The sequence below is a fragment of the Leptolyngbya sp. ST-U4 genome, from assembly GCF_039962215.1.
In the GTDB taxonomy this organism is placed as follows: Bacteria; Cyanobacteriota; Cyanobacteriia; order Elainellales; family Elainellaceae; genus Leptolyngbya_A.
This window is the reverse complement of sequence record NZ_JAMPKZ010000002.1, coordinates 1-19,239: the sequence shown is the minus strand read 5'-3', so window position 1 is coordinate 19,239 and position 19,239 is coordinate 1. Positions and strand designations below refer to the sequence as shown.

Annotated in this window: 12 protein-coding genes and 1 riboswitch; of the genes, 5 read left to right on the top strand and 7 right to left on the bottom strand. The window is 51.8% G+C overall.

The window, feature by feature from the left end:
- Positions 1–6: 6 nt before the first annotated feature.
- Positions 7–3,453: a hypothetical protein gene (locus NDA02_RS05670; RefSeq protein WP_190790439.1), complete on the bottom strand. Its 3,447-nt coding sequence runs from the start codon at positions 3,451–3,453 to the stop codon at positions 7–9.
- A gap of 436 nt (positions 3,454–3,889) precedes the next feature.
- Between NDA02_RS05670 and NDA02_RS05665 the strand changes: the two genes are divergently transcribed.
- The 3 genes from NDA02_RS05665 (at position 3,890) to NDA02_RS05655 (ending at position 10,497) form a co-directional block, all read left to right on the top strand.
- Positions 3,890–4,117, top strand: a complete 228-nt coding sequence (locus NDA02_RS05665) for a hypothetical protein (protein WP_199296373.1) — start codon at positions 3,890–3,892, stop codon at positions 4,115–4,117.
- 525 nt (positions 4,118–4,642) lie between these two features.
- Complete coding sequence (locus NDA02_RS05660) at positions 4,643–7,282, top strand: DUF4347 domain-containing protein (RefSeq protein ID WP_348254589.1); 2,640 nt, start codon at positions 4,643–4,645, stop codon at positions 7,280–7,282.
- Between the two features lie 392 nt (positions 7,283–7,674).
- Positions 7,675–10,497, top strand: coding sequence for a hypothetical protein (locus NDA02_RS05655; RefSeq protein ID WP_348254588.1), 2,823 nt, complete (start codon positions 7,675–7,677; stop codon positions 10,495–10,497).
- A 329-nt stretch (positions 10,498–10,826) separates the two neighbouring features.
- Here the strand turns inward: NDA02_RS05655 and NDA02_RS05650 are convergent, their stop codons facing one another.
- Positions 10,827–11,243, bottom strand: a complete 417-nt coding sequence (locus NDA02_RS05650) for a hypothetical protein (RefSeq protein ID WP_190789851.1) — start codon at positions 11,241–11,243, stop codon at positions 10,827–10,829.
- Between the two features lie 264 nt (positions 11,244–11,507).
- On the opposite strand from NDA02_RS05650, the gene NDA02_RS05645 reads away from it, so the two are divergent.
- Complete coding sequence (locus NDA02_RS05645) at positions 11,508–12,806, top strand: lipid-A-disaccharide synthase (RefSeq protein ID WP_348254586.1); 1,299 nt, start codon at positions 11,508–11,510, stop codon at positions 12,804–12,806.
- 123 nt (positions 12,807–12,929) lie between these two features.
- A complete protein-coding gene (locus tag NDA02_RS05640; RefSeq protein ID WP_190790253.1) occupies positions 12,930–14,450 on the top strand; it encodes an MBOAT family protein in 1,521 nt (506 codons plus the stop codon).
- Positions 14,451–14,462: 12 nt separating this feature from the next.
- Here the strand turns inward: NDA02_RS05640 and NDA02_RS05635 are convergent, their stop codons facing one another.
- The 5 genes from NDA02_RS05635 to NDA02_RS05615 all read right to left on the bottom strand — a co-directional run bounded on the left by NDA02_RS05635 (position 14,463) and on the right by NDA02_RS05615 (position 19,019).
- Entirely contained in the window at positions 14,463–14,723 is a 261-nt protein-coding gene (locus tag NDA02_RS05635; protein WP_190790252.1) for a hypothetical protein, read from the bottom strand.
- A 187-nt stretch (positions 14,724–14,910) separates the two neighbouring features.
- The gene (locus NDA02_RS05630) at positions 14,911–16,410 is read right to left on the bottom strand and encodes a Na+/proline symporter (RefSeq protein ID WP_348254584.1); all 1,500 of its coding nucleotides are present in this window, start codon (positions 16,408–16,410) and stop codon (positions 14,911–14,913) included.
- A gap of 12 nt (positions 16,411–16,422) precedes the next feature.
- On the bottom strand, positions 16,423–16,563 hold the full coding sequence (locus NDA02_RS05625) for a hypothetical protein (protein WP_190791667.1): 141 nt from the start codon (positions 16,561–16,563) through the stop codon (positions 16,423–16,425).
- Positions 16,555–16,654: riboswitch (TPP riboswitch) on the bottom strand. (Overlaps the previous gene by 9 nt.)
- A gap of 24 nt (positions 16,655–16,678) precedes the next feature.
- Entirely contained in the window at positions 16,679–18,001 is a 1,323-nt protein-coding gene (locus tag NDA02_RS05620) for an S-layer homology domain-containing protein (RefSeq protein WP_348247917.1), read from the bottom strand.
- A 151-nt stretch (positions 18,002–18,152) separates the two neighbouring features.
- A complete protein-coding gene (locus NDA02_RS05615; RefSeq protein ID WP_190791666.1) occupies positions 18,153–19,019 on the bottom strand; it encodes a radical SAM protein in 867 nt (288 codons plus the stop codon).
- Between the last annotated feature and the right edge of the window lie 220 nt (positions 19,020–19,239).

Sequence of the window (19,239 nt, the reverse complement as noted above, 5' to 3'; positions counted from 1 at the left end):
CTAAGCCTAGCGCGATCGGGTCGCATTCCAAGGAATGAGGGCATCTTGCGCGATCGTCCCCGCCACCGCATAAGCTCCATGCCGATTCAGGTGGCTGGGGTCCGAAAAATAGCGCAGTTCGGATGTCCATTTTTCACCCAAGTCGACAAAGACCAGTCCTGAATTGCTCATTCGCTGCTGCACCATGTACTGGCGGAAGCTGCGCTCATGGCGCATTCGTGCCGGATCGAGATAGTCTCCGGTTAAAGGCAGATTGACAAACACGACGGGGATCTGGCGAGCCTGGGTGAATTCCAGCAGCGATTTGAGGGCATTGTCCTGTTCGCCTTGAATGCGGAAATTTTCGTAGTCGCTGTCATACTGCCCGATCACCCTAGCATATTTTTGATAGTAAGTTGCCGGATTAAACTGCATTCCCAGCGACAAAAAGCCCTGAAGATCTATCACTGGCTGTCCAGGCTGTAATAAGTTGGCAGTCTGGTCAGGAGATTGGGCAGTCATTGCAGGCACAGGGGATTCAGACCCATCAGGCATCAAGGCAGTCAGCTGCTGCTGGATCAAATGCTTGATCCGATCGCGCCCTTGATGAACCGGAGCCACATTTGCAAGCTGACTGCTAAACCAGCGATCGAGCTGCTGGTAAGACTCGGTAAGCGAAGCATTAAACGAGAAGCGGAATCCTGACTTTTGGGTAGGTTGGGTGGCACTCGTTCCGGGCAGGTTGGGAAGGGGAAAGGTTCCAGCAAGCAACTGACGATAGGCAGCCGAAGCCACGATGCCGTTGTAGGTAACATCCGTTGTGCCACTATTAAAGGCGCGTGCCCCATCTGCCCAGATAATCAGGCGCGGCAACTGATCGGGGGTCAGAATGCGCTGCACCAAAAGATCCACTACCTGCACCGTCGCACCATTAATCCCCAGGTTGAAAATCTTCAGGTCAGGGTAGCCGAGTCTAGCAAGCTCCTGCTGAAGGGCGATCGGATCAATACCGCGCAGTGCCCTAGAACTTCCCACAATCAAAACATCGGGCGTTCCCTGTTCCCGCAGGAAGTTGTAGTAAAGCTGAAGTTTCTGATCGAGCTGACGACTGTTAAACGTGGGCAGATTGGTCGCCTGTGCCTGAATTTCAAACGCGGCTTGATTTAAGCGATTGTTAATGGGCGTGTAACGTAGGGGTTGCGAGGCAGTAGTTTGACGAGGTGCAGCCGTTTGCCGAGGGGCAGCATTCTGTCCAGGCACAGCCAGAGAACGGGTTGCAGCCGATGGGTTTCCCTGCGGAGTAGGACGGGTAAATCCTTCACGATTAAATGTATTGGAGTCGGTGTTGGGAGCCTGCCTAAGGCGAATCGGCGGCGAAGCCTGCCCGTTTGGAGAAGCAGACAGCGGAGCAGGAGAAACCGAAACTCGGGGCGATACCTGGGGTGATGCTTGAGGGGGTTCCTGGTTAGGGGTAACGGGTTCGGTCGGAGCAATGAGCGTTGATCGATTCTCTGCCTCTGCCGGAGTGGGCTGACCGCGAAGCCAGCTTAGCAACAGCAGATTTCCCTGCACCATCAGCAGCAAGCCGATCGCACTCCAGACCAGACCAGCAGCAGTTCCTTGATAGCTGACCTTTCCAGGCAGGGCGGCTTTTGGGTGTTGTTCAGCCGCAGGCACAAAAATCTGCGATCGGGTCAAAAGCTGGCGGATCTGATAGCCGCATCGCTGCCGCAACTCTCGCCAGGTGCTCTGAAGATCGGCAGGAGTCAGCTCAGGACGCAAAATCGATGCTTCCGAAGCGGGAAGTAGCTCATCCACATAGGCAGATGTGGCAGCAAATTCGGGTATGACTTCGGGAACCAATCGCTGACGCGGCAAAAAGTCTACGCCATTGCTCCAGAGCGGTTTTTTCTGTCCGGCTCTGCGCCCGTAGATGCGAACGCCCGACAAATTGGGCAGTTTGAGCTGCTGAAGGAATCGCGAGGCTGCCAGGCTAACCTGTCGCTGCTCGGGGCAAATGACCCCCTCGCACATCAGATGCAGCAGAAGCTTGGGGTCATCTCCTGGCTCTCCTTTGGCATTCGGGTCAGGCTTCGGCAACAGCAGCAGGCGAATTCCGCCGATCGTCAAATAGCGATCGAGATTTGGATTTAGCAATCGATGCAGCAAAAAGGCAACGGCTTCCCAGTCTCCGCGCTGTGCCAGAGTCAGAGGCGGATCGGCAAAGGCAGCATGAATCGCAGCAGGCAGCGACATCCACTCGACCCAGCCCGGCGAATCCGCAGCCGTTTCAGGACCATAGAGCGTCGCCGCATGAATTCCTTGAGGTCCCAGGGCTTCGAGTGCCAGGGCAACTTCGGCTTTGAGTCGCTTTTGCTCTGGTTCTGCCAGGCTGCGCTGCAACGCCATCTTTCCTCCGGCAGAAGCAATCGGTTCCGGTAGCAGGTCAGCTCTCGATCCTGATGGCTCAATCGTTTGCCATTCTGTGCAGAGGTGCAGCGTCGTATCCGTCAGCGTCGCTTTCGTAATCTCTAGTGCCCAGGCAGCCAGATCCTGGTTCAGCAGCCGTTGGAGCGCCTCCACATCACCCCAGCGTGCCCACTCGCGCAGCATTTCCGTTGCCGGAGTCAGGTCAACCCGCAGCAGCCAGTCGGGTTCGGTTTCCCCCTGCACTTGAAACAGGACGATCGCATCCCGATAGCCTTCGATCTCGAGTTCGCGCAGCTTTTGGGTAATCGGTTCCCCCAACGAAGCCGGATCGAGGCTATAAGCTGCTTCACAGGCAACCCAGAGACGTTTTGCCGTCCAGGTGTCTTGAAGGGGCGTATCGCTGGAATAAACCGCAGCTGGCGGAGAATAGGAAACTGATTTCGCACTAACCCGCACCCCAACCCCCCAATGACTAAGGGTTTCGCTCAGGTAGCTGGCGATCGCCATTTCCTCCCCGCGCTTTGCCAGACTAAGATTCGACAAAGCCAGAGCCGCTGTATCGGGGGAACGATGACTCGCTGGGGAGGCGGGACGAGGATTGCTCTGGGAAGCGGGGGGACGATCGAAAGCCATTCTCTGAGGCGGAAAACTCGCAGGCTGCTCGGGAGCAGCAACCGAAACGATCACTTCGGGCACGGCTTCACCCACTGTAAGCTGATTGAGATGACGATCGAGCTGATTGAGATAGATAGCAGCCGTCCAGAGGGGCTGACGCTGGCTCAGTTCGCAGGCATAAAGCTGAAGCTGATAAATCGGCGGCTGATCGTCAGACAGCAGAGTGTTTAGATTCGTTTCTTGCAGAGCCGGAACCAGCCACCGCAGCATCTCCGTCCGGTCTGGACAGGTTTGTTGCTCAATCAACAAATGCAGCTTATTACCCCGCAGCCGAAACTTTACGCGCAGTCCACGTTGCGCGATCGTCTGATGAATCCATCGCTCAAGGGGCGATCGAGAAGAAGATGGGGTTGCGGTTGCGTTTGACATTTAGACCCTGACGTAGCAATTCGCTAAGGTTAGCGTGGCAGGTACATCACCTTTCAGGCTCATAGCATACTCGGATTCCGCTCGAATGATGCACAAGGTTTTCATTTAAACTGGGAATCTGAACAGGGAACCGCCGGAGAAACCAGACTTAGACTGCAAATCAGGACGACAAACTAGATTGAACACCATTCACGCTATAGAATAGCCAGAATTGTTTTTGGGAGAAGGCTTATCCGGGTTGAGGAGAGGCTCAAAAGTCAAGCTTTGCCTCAACTAACAAAACTTTACAGGGAATTGCCTACAGTATCAGCCCTTTTTTCATCTATTGTGCTTGATTTGGCTAAATCAATCGACTTTGATCCGCCGGAATTGCAGCGACTACCGGGATTCACCTCATCTTTGAAAGGATGCCTTTAAACCAATGCCCCCAGAATCCATGCCCCAAGAATCCATGCCCGGCGTTAAAATCCCAACCTCCCTCCTCCTCAGCTTAGGCACAATTCCGGTGCTTGCCGTTCTGCTTGGCAGTAAAGCCGTCCTACAAGTTATGCGGGAAGTCGGCGAAGCCAGCGAAGAAATTTTTCGGGGCGATCGACTGCCCATTTTGGAGTTAGAGACCCAGAATTCCGGGCAGGTTTCTGAGCGATCGGGTTCATCGTCTTAGCCTGCTCTGGCACTGTATTAAATTCCGCACTAAATTCTGCAGGGGAGGGACGATCGCGGTCGTACATCTGCTGAGAAGTTGCTGTATCCCTACAAAAGCAGCGCACGTTCTCAGTAACCCTGCGGAGATTTGTATCGATGTTCGCCCTCTTGAACTTAATTTTGCGGCAAGAATTCACCTATTTAGCCTCTTGCTAGTAGGCTGGTTTGTTAACTCACATCAGTGCTTTTTCGAGTTCTAGCCAGGCAGTTACTTTTAACCGTAAAGAATTAACAGAATTCATCGCCTTAGCCGCAGACGAAAAGCTTCATTGATAAGGCGTTGAGCGCAGCGTTCAGTAGCTGCACTGAGGTTTTAGACATAAGCAATCTATGAATTTCAAGCCCTTCTATAACGGTAGCCGGAAGCGATATGGCAAATTGTCAATTAGTGAAAGACATCACCTGATTCGCTTAAACGCACTTCAGTTTCGATCGTTTTTCAAGCATCTAAACTCGCTCAAAACTCGCTGAAAAGGTATTTCGCATGAAGTGTGTTTCTCCGGTTGCTGATAAGAATTTGTTCAATCAAAGTGCCGTTTCTCGTCGCTTTTCTGCCCTACAGGTTTTAGAGTTGAGCCCTATATTCGATACCTCTGCCGCAGTCAAGCCAGCCTCAGAATGCTTTACCCCCGAGTCACAATCTGCCGCATCGAGCCAACCTGGAGCAGGAATGCTAGTGGCGATCGACTCCGCTGTTGAAGATTATGAGCTACTCGTAAACGGAGTCCTGGACGGCGCAAAAGTTATCATTCTTCAGCCTGAACAGGATGGCATTGAGCAAATCACCCTTGCCCTGAAGCAGCACCCGAACACCACCAGTCTCCACATTGTTTCTCACGGTACGCCCGGTTCTGTGCAGCTTGGCAACACCTATCTCAGCCTTGATACCCTGGAACGCTATTCCTGGGATTTGCAGTCCTGGTTCACTTCATCCAGTGCTGATCTGCTACTCTATGGCTGTAACGTTGCGGCTGAACCTGCTGGTATTCTCTTCCTGAAACAGCTTCACCAACTCACCGGAGCCAACATTGCGGCTTCTACAAACAAAACGGGTAGTGCAGAGCAGGGTGGTGACTGGAAACTGGAAGTTGCGATCGGTCGTATCCATCCTTCTCTGGCATTTCAGCAATCTGCATTAGCAGCTTACGAAGCTGTTCTAGTTAGAAATAGCAGCTTTGAATCAGGTGATTTCAGAGATTGGACAACCATGGGGAACGTTGGCATTCAAACTAGCCAGTTTGGTGTTAGCCCTACCCAGGGAAACTTTCAGGCACTTATGACAACTGACTCTGGCTCAGTCAGCGATAGCAGCCTTGAAAATTTTCTGTGGTTATCTACTGGAACTTTAGACAGGATTGCAGGAGGAAATGCTACCGAAGGTTCGGCAATCAAGCAAACAATCACAGTTCAGGCTAACGATCAAATCACTTTTAACTGGAACTTCCTTAATGGTGAAGTCCAAAACTCAACCTATCGAGATTTTGCATTCGTCTCAATTGACTCAGTTGGCGCATTTAAGTTAGCTGACACATTCAGTTCCTCCTTTTCCTCTACAATCGGTCTCCAGACTGGCTATCAGACTTTCTCATACATCTTCTCAACTGCTGGTACTTACACAATAGGTGTTGGGGTTTTAGATTTCGGAGATATGGCTGTTAGTTCTAAGCTGTTAGTCGACAGCTTTGCCATCCTGAAACCGAATAATTCCCCTACGCTTACAGTTCCTGCCAACCAAAACATTGAGGAAGACACTGATTCGACCATTACAGGTATCAACATTACAGACCTTGATGCAGGTAACAGTCTTCTTGAAGTTACACTATCTGTAGCTAGTGGCAGTCTCACTCTGACAAATAAAACAGGACTGAGCTTCACCACAGGAAATGGAACTGCGAACAGCAGCATGACGTTCAAAGGCACGTTGGTAGATATCAATAGTGCGTTGAGTAGCCTGAGTTATCGGAGTGCATTAAACTACAACGGTCAGGGCACTATTAATCTCGTTGTTAATGACCTTGGCAATACTGGGTATGGCGGGGCAAAGAGTGATACTAAGACTATCTCTGTCAATGTGACTCCGGTCAATGATGCTCCTACGCTAAACAGCAATTACGCTGGTATCGCAGATCAAACAGCCCAGGCTTACAGTCCTTTTGCCTTCAGCTTCGCCAGTGATGTCTTCGTCGATGTAGATGGAGATGCGCTAACCTACACTGCTACTCTAGAAAACGGCGCAGCGCTCCCAGCGTGGCTCAAATTTAATGCCGCAACCCGCACCTTCAGTGGTACTCCGGCAATAGGCGAGGTTGGTACTCTCAATGTCAAAGTTACTGCGAATGATGGTAAGCAGGGCATTGTGAGCGATACCTTTTCCCTCAACGTGACTGAACCTGGCAATGTCACGACCAGCACCATCATGGGAACTCCCAACATTGATAGCAACCTGCGCGGCACCAGCCTGGGCGACTCGATCGACGGCTTAGAGAGTGACGATATTCTCTACGGCTTAGATGGGGATGATAACCTCTACGGCGGCTTGGGAAATGACACCCTGCGGGGCGGCAACGACAACGATGTCCTCTATGGTAACGGTGGTCATGACACCCTCTTTGGCGATGCAGGCAACGACATTCTGCTGGGTGGTCTTGGTAATGACAACCTCAGAGGCGGCAACGACAACGACATTCTGGAGGGAGAGGCAGGCAATGACACGCTGTTTGGCGATGCTGGAGATGACCTCCTGTTTGGGGGTGAGGGCGTTAACAGCCTGCGGGGTGGTGATGGCAATGACCAATTGACAGGTGGCAGCGGCACAGACACGCTCTTTGGTGATGCAGGGGATGACCTCCTTAACGGTGGTGCTGGAGCAGACAGCCTCATGGGCGGCACCGGCAATGATACCTTCGTCCTGACAGCGGGTGAAGGAGCAGATACCATCACGGACTTTGTGATTGGACAAGACAAAATCCAGCTTCAGGGAGTAGCTTACAGCGAACTTACCTTCACTCAAAGTGGAACCAGTACGCTGCTTCAGGTAGGTGGTCAAACACTGGCAACGCTCAACCGGATCAACAAAGATTTGCTTTCGCCCAGCAGCTTCGTTGAGGTAGGGGGCAATCAGTAAGGGATGCCGATGTTCTAGGAAGGCGTACATCTTGGTCAGCCTGCTTCAGGAAGAATCTCAACGTTCTACGGCTTGATTCAACTGCTAATAATTGACTGCGAACAATTGACTGCGAACAATTGACTGCAAACAATTGCAGAGACACAACTAACCTTCACATTCATTGCACTGGGATGTGAGGGTTTTTTATTGGACGAGTCACGATCGCTTTTAAGAAGCTCGTCTATTTCCGCATCCAGGCTCACTGACTGTATTCTTGCTTGGCTGAAATCTGTTCACCCTGAAACATTTCCGGGAACGTTAACTTTGCCAGGACACTTACAGCAGCCTCCCACGCCGTACAGCCCCAAGGCGAATCAGCTCTGGAATTAATTCGCACCGATAAGCCCCGGATGAAAACCTCTCAAATCAGATTTGTTTTTTACCTGATTAAGCGATCGACCCTCGTTCTTCTAATCAGCTTAAATGGCTTTGTCCTTTCCAGCGAAGCATGGAGTCAGAGTACTACAGATAATTCTGCTTCGCAAACGAACGTCCATCATTTGGGGAACAATTCAGAAAATCTAAATCGCCAGATTGTCGATCGCCCTTCACCTGTTGTTACACCGATCGACTCCGCAGAAGTTGGGGCTGCTGCTGAAACCCTGTCGCGACCCGATCAAATCTATAGCACAAGGGCAGTACCAGAATTATCGAACATAAAGCCACGTATTGCATCGGCATCGACAACACCGATCGCAGGACGGCGGGGAATTACCAATCCCGGTCAAACTTTAGCAGATGTAGACGATATCAGGGCAGCCAATAGCAGAGTAAGTAATAGCAGAGTAAACAATAGCGGGGTAAATAATAGCAGAGCAAACAATAGCAGGCAGTCTACTCAAGCGAGTGTCACTCCTGTAGCGAATGTGGCTGAACCGAAACCTTCTACGCCTCAAGCGCGGTCTGCTCCCGTCCCTTCTCCAGCATCTCCCGCTCTAACCTCTGCTGCCCTTGCATCCTCCGCCTCAACTCAGGCAGCACACCTAAGAGCCAATTCCCCTGCTAGCCCAACTGCTCCTGTCCAATCTGCTCCTGCCCGATCTAGTACTGCTCAATCTCGCACTGCTCAAAGTCCCACCACTCAACCACCTGCTGCCCAACCGCCTGCGCCTGTTCAAACTCCTGCTGCAAGTCCCTCAGCTGACCCGGACTACATCATGCCGCCTCAAATTGCGCCGGATGAGCGGGTTCCTGCCTTCATTACAACTATGCCGCTAAATGGTACGGTAATCAGTCACCTGACTGAGTGGGAAGCCGTTTCTCGGTTTGAGTTTGGCGATGGTCGCAGCGAAAATTTTGGCTTTGACGGCATTCTGCGGCTCGACAGCGAGGTTGAACAAAGCTTAAGCAGAGACAATATTTTCACCTCCCTACAAACTGGGGAATACTTACAGGCTCGGACTGTCCGAATTGAGCGGGAAGTAACGGTAAGCCGACGTGAGCCGCAAACCATGACCGGACTGCGGATTCAAATGAGCTTGACGGCGAGTTGCCTGCTGCCGGATCAGGGTGAGCCAGACGATCAATGCACCTACACGCCCGGTTTGGTGACTGATCCAGAGAGTATCGATCCAGATTTCTTCGTTCCGACTCGGATTGAACAAACCGCAGACTTCGGTGATGTTGTTACCCCTGAGTCTTTAGCCGCGATGGCGCGACCTGGGTTTCAGTTGGGGGCGAATGGGCAGGAAGTTGGGCTGGATTTGATATTTCCCAATACTGGGGCATTCGCTGGAAATACTCAATCAACAGAAGCTTCGATCGATCGCGAGGAACGTTTTGAAGAAAGACCCGCAGGAGTTTTCTCCAGAGTTCGGCAGGTTATTAGAGCAAACGATCGGGAAGCGGTTTTGGGTCGCACCATTCGCGGAAACGTGATAATCGCCGATCTCGACAATCTTTTGCTGAATTCAGCCGTTCAAGCAGTCGCAGAATTTTTGCCGGATGCCGATCCGCAAATTGAAGGATCAGAAAATCCTGCGAACACCAACATTAACCGCAACTTATTTCTAGCAGCGAATAATACTCGGCTCCCCGAAGGAAGCTTTACCATCTATCACGCTGGCATTGGACGAGCGGCAACCCCGGTTACGTTCACAAGCCTGGAAGATTTGCCCAATGCTCACTTCAACAGTATTTGGATTGGTCTGTCTCCTGTGACCGAACGCAGCCTGTCTAGAGAAATTCGATATGTACCGACAGGTCCGACTCGCATCACTACACGAGCGAGCGGGGAAGGAGGCGTTGACAGCAATGTTGAATTCAATTCATTAGTGAACGAACAGCTTTTTTCTACCAATGAGCTGGAAGATTTTTATACTCAAATCTATCTCACGTTTACAAGACGAGATGTAGATTTTGTTACCTCTACAACGCAAACTGAACGAACAAGATTTTATCCTCACATTAGTTTCACGGGAAATATTACGAGCAGCAACGATATTTTTAGATACTATGCTGGCATTATTGCTTCGGATGAGATCAAAGCTTATCTAGGACTAGATTATACCTATGTCTCGCTAAGCGGGTGGACATTCAACGCGGGTGCGATCGGCTATCTCAACCCTGACCGGGACTACTACAGCAGGTTATGGGGCAACACCGCCTATCGGATTCGGCTCAGCAATACCGCAAATCTTGTGCTGTCCACCGGATTCGTTTGGGCGTTAGATCAGCAAGACGGCATCGATGGAGTCACGCTGGACACCCAGGGAAGTAATGTCAACATTTCAGCCAGAGCGAATATCGGTCCGGTTTCTTTTGGCGTAACCAATTATTTTGGCGACCTCCTGCCGCACTCCATCGAAGACACTTTAATTTTGGATGCAGGAGTCCAAATTGGTAACAGTGTTTATTTGTCGGGCTACTTTGCCCCGATCGATCGCAATTCAAGCCGATCGCGATATGGCACAAAAGTTCAGTGGCGGCTGGGCAGTGATTATAATGACCCCACGCTGATCTTCTCCTGGAGTAACTATGAATATGACTACGGCTTAGACCAGGCGGGAAATGATTTACTCGTTGATCAAAATGTGTTTTCGCTTCAGGTGCGGCTGGGAGAACCTCCAAATCCCTTTGATCCTCGCACCGCAGAGCAGCTCAGGCAAAAAGTGGATCAGGAAGTTGAGCGGTTTCAGCAGCAGCGCGATCGAGTAGATCCACCCGCAGGCTAGGATATTTCAAATCTGCCAGTTGCGACTCAAACCGCCCCCTCCATTTCCCTTCCTGACCCCCAACTTTAGAGACTTTGAAAGGATTCCAACGGAAGCTGGAGCGGAAGTCGCCCAGAATTGGGAGGCTGGGGGGCAAATGCAGTACGTTTGCTACCTCTAAAGCATCCTCTACAAACGTTGTCTATATCCCAGCAAAAAATGGATTTCAGTGGGGCTTCTCCTGCCGGATATATTGTTTCATGCCACTTGAAAATGCTCATTAAAAATGGAGACACACTGAGTGCATCTCCAAAAACAAGTTATGTGATTAACTTAAAATTACGGACAGGTTATACTCCACCAGCAGCAGGAGTATCGAAGTCAGCAACTGTGCCAGTAGGAACAGCGTTGATGTTGACACGATAGGTGTCTAGCTCGTTTGCTTGTGCGGTGCCCAGCTGCGTATCCGCAGCGGAATTAACTGACGCAAGAGACGTTGCGTTCAATGTGGTCATTGTGATCACACCCGCAGAACCCAAAGCCATTGCTGAGTTCATGTTTGCACCAATATCATTGAACGCACCCGCGAACGCATCTTGCTTACCCACAGAGGCAGCCACCGCAACACCCGTTACTGCACCACCCTCGACTCGGAAGGCGGCAGCACCCGCAGCACCACCTTCACCTGCGAATGCATTAGAAGCAGTACCAAAAATACCAGCAGCGGTAGCGGTCAGAGCAATTAGAAGTTTGGCTTTGTTATTCATTGGATTTCTCTCATCGGTTGCTCAAATCATAGCTTCCTGCCCTGTTTGTCTCTATTGTGGAAAATTCGAGATTTGTCAAACCCCGTTGCAATTCGATGTGGAATACACTGAAGTGTACCGAACGTTTATTTGATACCGACTGTCCAGAGAATTAGTTACATCAATGGCAGTCCGTTTAGCAAAACACTTGCAATGCAGTTTTTCTTTCGGAATAATTGCTCTCTGTCAAATTATCCGCTGTATCTTTTATTTCCGCTGTTTCCTATGGCTCCTGTGGATATTCTGATTTTGTCGAACGGGCCGGGCGAGATCACAACCTGGGTGCGTCCTGTCGTCAAAGCCTTGCGTCAGCAGTTTGGTCACGATCGCCCGACCGAGGAAACGAACTCAGATCATCAGCAGATTCGGATTTCCCTCGTTTTATCACCCTGCCCTAACGCCAGCGGCAAAGAAGTTCAAATCGCCCAGTCTTACCCGGAAATCGATCGCGTCCAGGGCGCAGAGCATTTCTTTCCGTTTCTGCTGTGGGGTAAAACTGCGAGCTCCTGGGATTGGCACGATCGCGGCGTAGTGCTGTTTCTGGGCGGCGATCAAGTTTTTCCCGTCATCATCGGCAGGTGGCTCGGCTACCAGACTGTGATTTATGGCGAATGGGACACGCGCTGGCATCGCTGGATCGATCGCTTTGGGGTGATGAAACCGGAATTGATCGATCGAATGCCGCCGCAGTATCGGGAGAAGGCGATCGTAGTGGGAGATTTAATGGCGGAGGCAGGGGAATGGGCAGAAGGGAATAGAGAAGTAGGAGGGAGAAAACCGTTGATTGGGCTGTTGCCGGGATCGAAGGCGGCGAAGTTGGCTCAGGGCGTGCCGCTTGGTCTGGCGATCGCGGAGGAGGTTTGGCGGGAGCGTCCAGAGGCCAGGTTTGTGATTCCGGTTGCACCAACGCTGGATGTCAAGACTTTGGCAAAGTTCGCCGATCCGGAGCAGAACCTAGTGAGCCAGTATTTTAGGAAAGGAACGGCACGGCTGAGGCAGGAAGGGGAGCAGTTTTTTCTAGAAACCGATCGGGGCTTGTCGATCGCCCTCCAAACCGACTTTCCTGCTTATGAGGTGCTGGCGCAGTGCGATTTGTGCCTGACCACAATCGGAGCAAATACGGCAGAACTGGGTTCGCTGGCAGTGCCCATGATCGTGGTGATTCCGACTCAGCAGCTTGATGCAATGCGGGCATGGGATGGCATTCCAGGATTACTCGTGAACCTTCCGGGAGTCGGCTCAATGATGGCAATGCTAATCAACGGCTGGTTTTTACGGAAAAAGCGATTGCTGGCATGGCCCAACATCTGGGCGGGAGAGGAAATTGTGCCGGAGCGGGTCGGACAACTTCAGCCCCAGCCGATCGCTCAGGAGGTGTTAGATTTGCTCGACCATCCTGAGAAGCTGTCGCATATGCGCGATCGATTGCGGCAGGTACGGGGGAAACCAGGCGCGGCAGAGCGATTGGCGGGCATTGTGCGAGAAGAAATCATGCAGAATGCGGAATACGGAATGCGGAATTGAAGCCTTCTCCGTCGCAAGTTCCCAACCTTCCAAATGGTCTGACAATTACGAATTGCAAATTACCAATTCCGAATTACCTTTGGTATCATGCAACCGAACTGCTGCATCCCCTGAGTCGTCGCTATGTCTTTTCTCTCAATTACCTACGGTTTGTTTTTGCTGAGTACGTTGGGAGTGTTCTGGGCGGTTGTCCCTTTAGGGCACTCTGAAACAACCGGGAAGCGATCGTTTCAGCTCTGGGTGATCCTGATTGCCAGTCTGGTGTTTTACAGTTCGCTGCAAATTCAGTATGTGCCGCTGCTGCTAATGTTGACGGGCATTACGTTTTATATCGGGCGGGCGATCGGCGCACCGATGGACTGGCGGGTAGACGATGACGAGTGGCAGTTTGCTCAGCAGGATTGGAACCAGCGACGGCTGAAGCTGCTCTGGGTGGGCATTAGTTTGAATCTGCTCTTGCTGCTGGGCTTTAAGTATGTGCCGTTTGTGCTGGAGTCCGTTGGCGCATTAGGAGCGACCGGGGCACCAGCACAGGCAGACTGGGTAAAAACGAATATTATTGCGCCGTTGGGGATTAGCTTTTTTAGCTTTGAGTGCATTGCCTATCTGGTAGATGTCTACCGGGGTGCGCCTGCCACCCATGATTTTTTGAAATTTGCGACGTATAAGCTGTTTTTTGCCAAGTTTATTTCGGGTCCGATTACCCGCTTTCATCCGTTTGCGGCTCAGCTTCAAACCCTGCGGTTTCCGATGCCGAGCCAAATGGCAGAGGGGCTATGGCTGATTGCGTCGGGCGCGGTAAAAAAACTCTTGCTGGCAGATCATTTGGGGACGATCGTTGGCTTGATTTTTGGCAATATCGAACGCGCAGGAAGCGGCGATTTGTGGCTGGCAACATTTGCCTATGGACTACAGCTTTATCTCGACTTCAGCGGCTATGTGGATGTGGCACGTGGCAGTGCCCTGCTGATGGGTATCGAGCTACCGCAAAACTTTGACTTTCCCTACTTTTGCACGAGCATTGCTGACTTTTGGCGACGCTGGCACATCACGCTAGGCGACTGGCTGCGAAATTACCTTTATTTCCCGCTTGGCGGATCGCGTCAGGGCATTGCCCGCACTTGCTTGAACCTGATTATTGTCATGCTGCTAGCCGGCATCTGGCACGGAGCCGCCTGGGGCTTCATCGTTTGGGGCTGTTTTCACGGGCTGGCACTGGTGGTTCATCGCCTCACCGATGCGTTGTCCAAGCAGTGGCACTGGCTCGGCATCTTCTGGAAAACCGTTCCGGGCATCTTGTCTGCCTGGACGATGACACAGCTCATGGTGTTTACTACCTGGATTTTCTTCCGACTGCCCAACCTGAAAGATTCTGGGCTGGTAATTTCGCGGCTATTTGGGCATGCAGGCGACATTCAGTTTGCCCAAAAGGTATATGTCGAAACGTTGCAAATCGATCGCCTTCACCTTGCCTTACTACTCTGGGCGATCGTTGTCGGAATGGGTATTGCCTATCTGTTTTATCGCGGCTTGAAGCTTCAGCTCAACTGGGCCGTCAAACTCATGCTGGTTCCACTCTGTCTGTTTGCGGCGTGGCTACTTGCCCCCAATGAGAGCCAGCCCTATATTTACTTCGATTTTTAGATGGGTGGCTGGTTAACCCCACTCATTTAGCTCTTTCTGCAAAAAGGGATCGATCGGCTGACCGTCTTTGCGCTTGAGCTGAATTTCGATCGCCTTAATCAACCCCGAATCTGCCGGAGCAGGTCGCTCGTGAAAAATCACTTCATACTGGTTAGGGTCTTCGTTGCGCTGACGCAGCCAGTCCTGCACTCTAGTCGTGGCAAAAAAGGATTGCCCCTGCTCAAACATACGGCTGACTTGGAGCTGGAGGCTGAAGGGATTGTAACGCGGCATCGGCTGTTGCCCTATCTGTAACAAACGTATTTCCTATCTTAGAGGATGTTTGAAAAGCGATAGCGGTCTCAAAGTCCCACAATTTGGGGGATTTAGGGGGCGGTGTAGGACAATTAACGCTATTCAAACAGCCCTCAATTGCTCTGCTCTGATGCTTCTTAATGGGTCTAGCGCGACTCTGTAAACCTTATTCCATCATCTCCCGTACTGCCTCCACTCGATCGCTATAAAGCTGAATCTGGGTTTGCAAAATCGAGAAATCAAACAGGCGTGAGTGACCCTGACGGGCGGCGATCGTTGTCCAAGCCAGCACAATCCCAGCAGAGACAATCACGGGGACGATAAAGCTTACCAGCAAATCGCCTGCAAAAGGCAGGGAAGTCCAGGCAGTGAAATCTGGTTTGGGAAAGAACAAGGCTCCGGCAGCAATGCCGATGACTGCACTCCAGAACGCAATCATTCCGGTGATCTGGCGAGCATAGAGCCCGTAAATCACGGGGAAAACGGCTCCCGCGCAAACCAGATCAGCCAGCAAAAACAGATACAGCACATTAAAGCCCTGAGCCGCAATGACGATCGCCGGAAGCCCGATCGCTACGGTGATCAGACGCGAGGCACGCAATAAGCCGCTGGTTTGCAAGTGGGGCATCAGCCGCATCAGATCCACTGTGAACAGACTGGCAACGGCGTTTAGCAGCGAAGACATAGTACTCATCACCAACGCCAGTGCCAGCACCAGCACACCCATGAGGAACCAGACAGGTAACTCTAGCCGCTCTATCAGCGAGAAAAAGGCGCGATCGTCGGTAAAGCCAAACTGACTGGCAAGCAAACCCAAACCGCCTGCGATCCACAGCATCGGCAGCGTGCCTAGAGCTGCGCCAAAAAAAGCGCGAGTCACGGTGGCATTCGTGCGGCAAGCGTAGATGCGCTGCCAGTTGGTTTGGTTAAACATTTCGGCGGCAATAATCGCAATAATCAGCGTTGCGCCGAATTTAATGCCGGGCAGATTTCCCAGCGACAGCAGTTCGGGCGTGTTGATTTGAATTGGCTGAAGTGCAGCCCCCAATCCATTCAGGGAGACGATCGCTACTGCTGCACATACCACAAGCAGCGGCACAATCACGACCAACTGAACCGCATCGGTAAACACGGTTGCCCCCATTCCGCCATAGGTTGTGTATAGAAACGTCGCTGTGATTACCACGAGCGCAGTCCAGATCAGGGGCACATCTGCAATAATCTGCACCGCTTTGGCAATTCCGGTCAGCTCAGCCGAGAGAAAAATGAACATATAAAATAGAATGATCGCCAGTGTCAGCCCGTACATGGCATTGCCGAACCGATACAGCACATATTCATTCAGCGAGTGTCCGTGGGGCATCAGCTTGCGAATTCGAGGACCAATCAGCGAAATGATTGCTGCCGGAGCCGCTTGCCCGATGCCATAGCCTATGATTCCGGCGATGCCACTCGTTGCGCCGACTTCTGGCAGGCTAAACAAAATCCACACGCCCATCGCAGATGCCAGAATCGTGGCAAACGCCAACCAGCTTCCAAATCGATTGCGGCTAATCAAATATTCTTCTAAGTTAATCGTTTGCTGACTGGCATGGATCAATCCGAGCAGCGCAAAGCCACCCGCCGTCACCAGCAGCACCATTAATCCGATCGCTTCAACTGTCATGGAAAAATTCCCCTAACTTGAGCCATTCAAGCTGAGGGTTGAAATGAGAAATGACCTCGTTTTGACGATCGCTCTATGACCGTGCAGAAAATCCACACAGCCCGTCATCAGGTTGGATCGATCGCCCGTCGGTTTTGGTGCAAGTGACCGCAATCAACGCTTTCCTACGCTGGCATTACCCAGTCTCAGGTTCCGAGGGTATAGTCTCAGCCTGACGCAGAATCAGGCACCCCTAGCTTAAGGAAAATCATACCATTCCTGGTTCCGATTAGGGTCCAGTAGGTGCAGGCTTCGTACCGCTCTGAAGTGCATCTTTTGCCGTCACGCTATCCGTAGACGTGCCAAATTGCCACAATACAGCAGCGGCTTCGGCTCGGCTCACTGCCTTTTGCGGTTGAAACAGGGTGGTATAGCCAAATGCGCGCCGGATATTGGACTGATCGCCATTTTGAAAATCTGCCAGCACTGCCTTGAGAGCCGGGGGCGCGATGCGGGCGGTATCTTGAAAGCCCCAAGTTTGCTGCACTGCGTCGATCGAGGCATTAGGAAGCGGCTGGCGGGTGTCGATCGGCACTTTCCAGAAAATCAAATCTTCGCGCGTCAGGGGGGCATCCGGGCGGAAGGTGACGGTTGTGCTGCTGCCTGACAGGGGACTGGGAATTAACCCTGCATTTGCCAGAGCTTGAATTGCACCGAAGTCCGGGTCGGTCGATTTGACATCCTGAAAGGCAGCCTGCTCGGTGAGTGAAGCTGCCCGGATCTGACGCGAGGCTTGATTGACATAAAGCAAATTATTCGTTGTCAGTAGCCATCGCGCATATTCGCGGCGGGTAATTGCCTGATTGGGCTTAAATTCGTTTGCGCCCGCTGGGGCAGCATTGGTTCCCCGAAGCGGCAGCGCGTTCAGCTGCTCTAGATCCACAATGTACGATCGCAGCCCATCAGGAGCCTGATCCAGATCGGTAAACGCAGTCGCGGCGGCTGAAGTCGAGGGGTTTGGCGATCGGGCAGCCGAGTTTCCGGGCAGCACAGGACCAATAAAGTCAGGATCGCCGGGTTGAGAGACAGCACCCGGAGAATTCGTTGCGGTGGGGCTGGATGGGGAATTGGCTTGAGCCGTATCGCTAAACTGATAGGCGATCGAGAAAAGTGTGCGGGATGGATCAATTGCAGGCTGAATCGTAACAATTGCCTGGAGCCCGTCTTTAGTTGCAACAAGAGGCTGTCCGGGGGTTGCAGGTTGAGTGAGCTGCCATCTATTTTGGCTCAGTTCGGTCTGGTAAAACTGCTGCACTTGATCGGTTGAGCTGGGAGCTGCCCATTGAGTCTGTGTGGAGCTATTCAATCCGCTTCCAGGAGTTGCCTGCACAAGCTGAGCCTGTGGATAGCGGGGAATTTCGGCAGGAAAATCAGCCGGAAACTGGGTTTGAGTCCCCTCTGTTTCTGGGGAAGCCGTTGGGCTAGATTGCAGTCGGGGATCAGCCGCGATCGATCGCTCTAAAGACTGCGCCCAGGGGCTATTCGAGCAAGCACCCAGAGCAAGCAGCGAGGACATCAAGCTGGTTAGAACGATCGCACGTTTAGCAGACACGATAATTCTCTGACTACACCACTACAATCCTACGCTAGCAGATCAAAACTGGAGGTGTGCAGTTGGCTGACGAAATATCCTCCATTTGACAGAAGCTTTATTGATAGTCCATCAAGCTTTAGTGCGATCAGGCATTCATCGTCCTGGCATATTAGCTAGCACAGGAAACAGAACGGTAATCGTCTGGCACGGGTAATTGGTCTAAATGCTTCCAGCAAACGGTGCAGGCAGGGAGTTCGTGCTGAACGGCGTAGGGTTCGTGAACAGTATCGAGCCAGTCGAAAAAGGCGCGAAAGTTTTGGGTCACAATCGCGGTATCGGTGTGAATATCGCCAAGCTGAAAATGAGCGGATTGGTTTTCGATCGCAAATGGGCAGGCATGAAATTTGCCTTCGCTAGTCAGCACCGGATAGCAGTGGGGACAGCGGGAGTTCACCTTGGGGCGACTGGCCTCCCCGGTAAACGGATCAACGCCGCGCCCGGAATCCACGATGTCGGGATGACCGATCGCGATCGTGCCTGGATGCGCTTTCTCGTATGTCTCTAGCAGGTCTAGCGATTTGCGCGGCATTTGCAGTGCGCCGTCTCCGGTGGCGATCGAGTAGTTGAGCGAGGCAGTCGTGCAGTTGAGCGGATCAGACTGGAGGATTTGCAGCAGCCGTTCTGCCTGAATTCCGTTGGAATAAATCACGATCGATCCCTGAAATTCTCTTTGCCGTAAATAGCCGATCGCCCAAATCACATTTTCGGGATGCAGCGTCGGTTCCCCGCCAAAAAACTTCAGCGTTCCCTCAGGAGTGAGCACGATCGTTCGTAAAGCCGCCTCTAAATGATCGATCGTGTAATCGTGATACCATCCCTTCGGTGTTCCGAATACCGTACAAAAATCACAGTCGCGGTTGCACTGATTTCCGGGGTAAAGATGAAGTTCTAACAGGCGATGTGAAACAGTTCTTCCTTCAGAGTAAACGGCTTCGATAACACCTTTGGCGCGGGGTTGACGCTCCTTGAAGACCATAGAGCAGAATATTCCTTAGTGGCTTAGCAGATGAAACATAGACGGTGAGAGCTTTTTTAACTCATCGTCCTACGCGAATCATAACGTGCATGTTCAGGAGAATGCTAATACCGATTCAATTTTTATATGCTACAGATGGGAGGAGGAGAATTGAGGGCTAACGAGTATGGTTGGCGTTTGCAAAATCAACATTCAAGAGAGCAAAGACGACTTGAGATTA

What these genes read in the sequence shown, in the direction of transcription:
- NDA02_RS05670 (WP_190790439.1), bottom strand. Translation starts at nt 3,453, where the DNA reads ATGTCAAACGCAACCGCAACCCCATCTTCTTCTCGATCGCCCCTTGAG.
- NDA02_RS05665 (WP_199296373.1), top strand. Translation starts at nt 3,890, where the DNA reads ATGCCCCAAGAATCCATGCCCGGCGTTAAAATCCCAACCTCCCTCCTC.
- NDA02_RS05660 (WP_348254589.1), top strand. Translation starts at nt 4,643, where the DNA reads ATGAAGTGTGTTTCTCCGGTTGCTGATAAGAATTTGTTCAATCAAAGT.
- NDA02_RS05655 (WP_348254588.1), top strand. Translation starts at nt 7,675, where the DNA reads ATGAAAACCTCTCAAATCAGATTTGTTTTTTACCTGATTAAGCGATCG.
- NDA02_RS05650 (WP_190789851.1), bottom strand. Translation starts at nt 11,243, where the DNA reads ATGAATAACAAAGCCAAACTTCTAATTGCTCTGACCGCTACCGCTGCT.
- NDA02_RS05645 (WP_348254586.1), top strand. Translation starts at nt 11,508, where the DNA reads ATGGCTCCTGTGGATATTCTGATTTTGTCGAACGGGCCGGGCGAGATC.
- NDA02_RS05640 (WP_190790253.1), top strand. Translation starts at nt 12,930, where the DNA reads ATGTCTTTTCTCTCAATTACCTACGGTTTGTTTTTGCTGAGTACGTTG.
- NDA02_RS05635 (WP_190790252.1), bottom strand. Translation starts at nt 14,723, where the DNA reads ATGCCGCGTTACAATCCCTTCAGCCTCCAGCTCCAAGTCAGCCGTATG.
- NDA02_RS05630 (WP_348254584.1), bottom strand. Translation starts at nt 16,410, where the DNA reads ATGACAGTTGAAGCGATCGGATTAATGGTGCTGCTGGTGACGGCGGGT.
- NDA02_RS05615 (WP_190791666.1), bottom strand. Translation starts at nt 19,019, where the DNA reads ATGGTCTTCAAGGAGCGTCAACCCCGCGCCAAAGGTGTTATCGAAGCC.